Origin of the sequence: Kordiimonas aquimaris (assembly GCF_025574485.1) — a bacterium.
GTDB classification, from domain to species: domain Bacteria; phylum Pseudomonadota; class Alphaproteobacteria; order Sphingomonadales; family Kordiimonadaceae; genus Kordiimonas; species Kordiimonas aquimaris.
The window spans coordinates 1-2,728 of the sequence record NZ_JAOBPO010000015.1; the positions used below are offsets into that span (position 1 = coordinate 1).

The 2,728-nt window shown below is 45.3% G+C and carries 3 protein-coding genes; all 3 read right to left on the reverse strand.

The window, feature by feature from the left end:
- Positions 1–812, reverse strand: an 812-nt coding sequence (locus OEU88_RS17525; protein WP_262696507.1) for a flagellin, incomplete at its 3' end; no start/stop codon positions are given.
- 299 nt (positions 813–1,111) lie between these two features.
- Positions 1,112–1,939: a flagellin gene (locus OEU88_RS17530; RefSeq protein ID WP_262696508.1), complete on the reverse strand. Its 828-nt coding sequence runs from the start codon at positions 1,937–1,939 to the stop codon at positions 1,112–1,114.
- Between the two features lie 264 nt (positions 1,940–2,203).
- Positions 2,204–2,728: flagellin (locus OEU88_RS17535; RefSeq protein WP_262696509.1), on the reverse strand; the 525-nt coding region annotated here is incomplete at its 5' end.

Sequence of the window (2,728 nt, forward strand, 5' to 3'; positions counted from 1 at the left end):
AGAACTGCCGATGGTGCCTGGTTTGCAATCGACAAGGCTTGTAGGCCAAGCTGTTGTCGTACCTGCAACGACTGCAGATCTGCACTTGCTTGTGCAAGGTCGGCGTCTACAAGGTTACCAATACCAACTTCGATTGAGTCAGACAGTTGCGTTACAAACGTTTGCTGTAGCTCAAGTCGGTTTGAACCTGAACCCAATGCAGACAGTGAGGTGTTAACGTTTGCAATTGACGCATCAATCGCCGTTACCGCTGCTGCAGCTTCTGTTTGTGTGTTAATGTCCTGAGTAGCAGTAATTGTTACGTTACCGCCACCAAGTGACAGATCTTGCGCACCGACTGTAATGGTGTTTGTACCACTATCATTGGTAATCGCTACAATCGCATCACCACCAGTGTTCACAACGTTAGTGCCGTTAAATTCGGCGTTCTGAACGATTGAAGTAATTTGATCACGCAGCTGCGTAAAATCATTGTTGAGTGCATTACGGCTGGCAGTATCAAGACCGGAGTCTGATGCAGCAACTGCATTTTCACGCAGTTCGATCAACAGGTCAGATACAGCTTCACCGGCTGCAAGAGCAACATCAATAGTTGACTGAGCACGATCAAGTGAGGAGCTAACCGCACTTAGGCCAGCAACTTCACTACGCAGTGTTTGCGCAATTGCGAATGTTGCAGCATCATCTGACGCAGATGCAACACGAAGACCAGTGTTAATCCGGTTTTGTGTCGTTCCAAGATCAGAAACTGTACGATTAAGGTTTTGCAGGGCAGCGAACGCACCTGCATTGGTGTTTACTGAAAAAGCCATTTTGCTTCTCCTTTTTGGAGTTATATCGAGCATTTTGCTCGTAGAGACCTTTTGTCTCGAAATAAGTGATGCAAAAGAAATGCCAAAGGCGGAAAAAACTGCCTATTCATTTAACTATTTGAAATATAATAGGTAATATTTGCATGAATAAGTGCTTAAAAGGGGCAAAGTCTAGGCAATATTTTCCGGCTAGGCACAATTGGCCCATGTAAATGCGCTCAGCTAGGAAAATTCTGCCGAGTTCGGGTCATTTAAATTTTATAATTAACCGGTGGGCCGTAGCCCACCGGATTAGTTGATTATTGGAACAGACTGAGTACTGCCTGCGGAGCCTGGTTAGCGATAGACAAGGCTTGAAGCCCAAGCTGTTGACTAACCTGTAAACTCTGCAGATCAGCAGATACCTCTGCGAGATCAGCGTCTACCAAATTACCAATACCCACTTCAATTGAGTCAGATAATTTATTAACAAACGATTGCTGTAGCTCAAGCCGGTTTGAACCTGAGCCCAAAGCAGACAGTGAGGTGTTAACGTTCGCAATTGACGCATCAATTGCCGTTACCGCTGCTGCAGCTTCTGTTTGTGTGTTAATATCCTGTGTAGCAGTAATTGTTACATTACCACCACCAAGTGACAAATCTTGCGCACCAATTGTAATGGTGTTTGAACCATTGTCATTGGTGATCGCAACAATCGCATCACCGCCGGTATTAACAACATTAGTACCGTTAAATTCGGCATTTTGGACGATAGACGTAATCTGGTCACGCAACTGCGTAAAATCATTGTTCAATGCATTACGGCTAGCAGTATCAAGACCAGAGTCTGATGCCGCAACCGCATTTTCACGAAGGTCGATTAAGAGGTCAGATACAGCTTCACCAGCTGCAAGAGCAACATCGATAGATGATTGTGCGCGATCAAGTGAAGATTGAACTGCGTTCAATCCTGCCACTTCGCTCCGCAATGTCTGCGCAATGGCAAAAATCGCACTATTATCTTTCGCTGAAGCCACGCTTAACCCCGTGTTTAGTTCAGTCTGCGTTCTTTCTAGCCTGGCCGCCGTATTGTTCAAGTTCTGTAGTGCTGATAGGGCTGCGCCATTTGTATTAACTGAGAAAGCCATGTTTCGTCTCCTTTTGAGAATATGTTCTGAGCCTTTCTGCTCACGCGCTCATATTCGCAAAGAATATGCCATTGTTAACATACTGAAAGATAAGGATTAAATAGGCATTGGGATATTCAGGTTGTCAGTAAGAAGCAAAAAGTGCCGTATTTAGGGAACTTTTTTCTTACCAAGAAACCCCGATTATTATGGGGTAGGTAGATAGGAAGCCATAAAAAAAGGGCCCCATGGGGCCCTTTGTCGAAAATATTAAATAGGAGTAGTTTATCGGAACAAGCTGAGAACTGCCGATGGTGCCTGGTTTGCAATCGACAAGGCTTGTAGGCCAAGCTGTTGTCGTACCTGCAACGACTGCAGATCTGCACTTGCTTGTGCAAGGTCGGCGTCTACAAGGTTACCAATACCAACTTCGATTGAGTCAGACAGTTGCGTTACAAACGTTTGCTGTAGCTCAAGTCGGTTTGAACCTGAACCCAATGCAGACAGTGAGGTGTTAACGTTTGCAATTGACGCATCAATCGCCGTTACCGCTGCTGCAGCTTCTGTTTGTGTGTTAATGTCCTGAGTAGCAGTAATTGTTACGTTACCGCCACCAAGTGACAGATCTTGCGCACCGACTGTAATGGTGTTTGTACCACTATCATTGGTAATCGCTACAATCGCATCACCACCAGTGTTCACAACGTTAGTGCCGTTAAATTCGGCGTTCTGAACGATTGAAGTAATTTGATCACGCAGCTGCGTAAAATCATTGTTGAGTGCATTACGGCTGGCAGTATCAAGACCGGA